Here is a 2,758-nt window from a genome sequence, read left to right as displayed (position 1 = left end):
AAAACTTCAAGCACGGTTTGATGAAGGGGGCGCTGACAGTCTCGTAAAATTTTACTAATTTAGTGAGAAATTTAACAGAGCTGTCAGGCTCTACTCTACGGCACAATTAAAACAAAAGCAATCTATGCCATCAGATTCTTACATAAATTTTTTACACATTAGAATCGATGTTTTAAAGTTGATTGAAACTCATGCCTATTATACAAACAACAGAAGAGGGCGAAAAAACTTAGGACATTTAACAAGAAGCGCAGTTGTTATGCTTTGTGCTGCATGGGAAAGATTTAATGAAGACTTACTATTAGAGTCAATTGACAAAATTTGTTCAAGTATTGATGACATTAATGTGTTAAATGATGGAATAAAAGACACAATAAGTGCAAAAGTAAAATCTGATAGCCATAACCGTAAACCAATTGAGTTAGCAGGGACTGGTTGGAAAAATGTGTGGAAAAATTATGCCGAAGACGAAACTAAGTTATTGAATACACCTAAAGGTGCTCAACTAAGACAGCTATACTCAACTTATTTAGGACTTCCAGATTATACAAGATTATGGACCGTTAATAATTCAACTGAAATTGACCGTTTTGTATCAGATAGAGGAAATATTGCTCATAATGGCAATAAAGCTTCGTATATTAGAATGACTAAACTTAGAGCTTATCAAGATTTAGTTATTAATAATGTAATAAATATAGACTCAAACATGGCAGACACAATACAAAATATGACAGGCTCACCTGATTTACCTTGGGAAAAGGACTATCACAAAGATTTGTCAAAATATTAATAAGCAATGGGGAAATTTTTAATTAGACAAATGAGAAATGGACAATACTACTTTAATCTAAAGGCAGTAAATGGTGAGGTAATATTAAGTAGTGAAGGGTATACAAGTATACAAGGATGCAGGAATGGTGTCCAATCAGTTAAAAGGAATTCAATTAATGATAGTAGTTACATCAGAAAGATAGCATCAAATGGAAAACATTATTTTTATTTAAAGGCTCAAAATGGTGAAATCATTGGAACTAGTGAAATGTATTCATCTAGACAGAGTATGGAAAATGGTGTTGAATCTGTAAAAAGAAATGCACCTAATGCCTCTATAAATTAAAAAACTACCGCCAATAACTAAGCATATGGCGTGCCGATAGGCTAGCGCTATATGATCTGTTGACTGATCTGGGATTTGGTGATAAGGGGGAATTCGAGAGGTTTGCTATATCCTTAACAAGGAAGAAGATCGTTAGTATGTCACTTTAACATTTCTTTATGGTAGCAGATTACCTCAAAAAACGATATTTCAAAGTAGTTTTCATGCTTTTTATGAGGATTTGCTTGGTTTTTGGTCTTTTTCCTTCATTTTGGGCAATGGTATAGTAGGTTTTTTTTTAGAACCTATTTTAAGTATTGTATTTCAGTATTTTACGTATTGTTGTTATGTAATCTTTTGGAGGCCCACGGCTATCAAAGGTTGCTAAGGTGGTTAAAGTCTCTTTTTTACAAAGTCTACAGCGTCGGTGTAAGGATTTCTGATCAGTAACTACTACCGCTATGATTTCTATCTCCTTATCTTCCAACTGGATTTATAATCTTGGTAGTTTTTCTTTTTTCCAACCACCACACAACCCCTAATTTTAAAGAAAACGACTTTATATACCCCTCTATACAGAGACTATATGCTAATTACATCTACATTTAGTATTCAATCAAAAAACCATAAAACCACCTCGGCAACCCTTGCCCCCCCTCTAGACCAGCCCTCAAAGAATCACTATAAGAGGTAAAAAAGGTCTGCAATAGCAACCAAAAGGCACTTGGCATAGGTACACCCCCTCATTTTTATAGCAAAGCTATACAAACACTAGTCCGCGCACAGAATATACAGTCCCCAGTAGCTGGGACGCTTTATATAGTTGCGCGGACTATCTTTTACCCAACTAGGAACACCCCAAACCACCACTGGGGAAGGCTAAAACCGAGCTGGGACATCACAATACAATACTGGGAAAAGGTAAAATTGCGCTGGGAGTCTCATATAAGTTACGCGGACTATCTTTTACACAACAGGGACACCTCAAACTACCGCTGGGGAGGGGTAAAACTACGCTGGGACACCCCAAACCACTGCTGGGGAAGGCTAAAACTGAGCTGGGACATCACAATACAATACTGGGAAAAGATAAAATTGCGCGGGGAGTCTTATATAAGTTACGCGAACTATCTTTTACACAACAGGGACACCCCAAACCACCGCTGGGGAAGAGTAAAACTACGCTGGGACACCCCAAACCACCACTGGGGAGGGGTAAAAGTGTGCTGGGACACCACAATACACTACGGGGAAAAGGTAAAATTGCGCGGGGAGTCTTATATAAGTTACGCGGACTATCTTTTACCCAACAGGGACACCCCAAACCACTGCTGGGGAAGGGTAAAACTGCGCTGGGACACCCCAAACTACCGCTGGGGAGGGGTAAAACTGCGCTGGGACACCCCAAACCACTGCTGGGGAAGGGTAAAAGTGTGCTGGGACACCCCAAACTACCGCTGGGGAAGGCTAAAAGTGCGCTGGGACACCCCAAACTACCGCTGGGGAAGGGTAAAACCGCGCTGGGGCGCCTAAATATGCGGGATTGATCAATTAAAGTAAGTTACAGCATAAAGCCAGCTTAACTCTGTGATAGTATTACTACCAGATGTAGCGAGTAGCTAAATTTTTTTCATTTTTTTTGGCTTTATAAAAAACTAG

2 protein-coding genes and 1 pseudogene are annotated in these 2,758 nt (G+C 38.9%); 2 read left to right on the top strand and 1 reads right to left on the bottom strand.

The features are described from left to right. Nucleotides 1-124: 124 nt before the first annotated feature. Entirely contained in the window at nt 125-793 is a 669-nt protein-coding gene (locus DG508_RS18385; protein WP_108869549.1) for a HEPN domain-containing protein, read from the top strand. A 6-nt stretch (nt 794-799) separates the two neighbouring features. Next, nucleotides 800-1,120: a YegP family protein gene (locus DG508_RS18380; protein WP_108869548.1), complete on the top strand. Its 321-nt coding sequence runs from the start codon at nt 800-802 to the stop codon at nt 1,118-1,120. A gap of 289 nt (nt 1,121-1,409) precedes the next feature. On the opposite strand, the pseudogene DG508_RS21480 reads toward DG508_RS18380, so the two are convergent. Further along, nucleotides 1,410-1,532, bottom strand: a pseudogene (locus DG508_RS21480) (IS91 family transposase); the annotation flags it as partial. Between the last annotated feature and the right edge of the window lie 1,226 nt (nt 1,533-2,758).

The organism is Aquimarina aquimarini (assembly GCF_900299535.1).
GTDB lineage: Bacteria > Bacteroidota > Bacteroidia > Flavobacteriales > Flavobacteriaceae > Aquimarina > Aquimarina aquimarini.
This window is presented reverse-complemented; position numbering and strand designations above follow the sequence as displayed.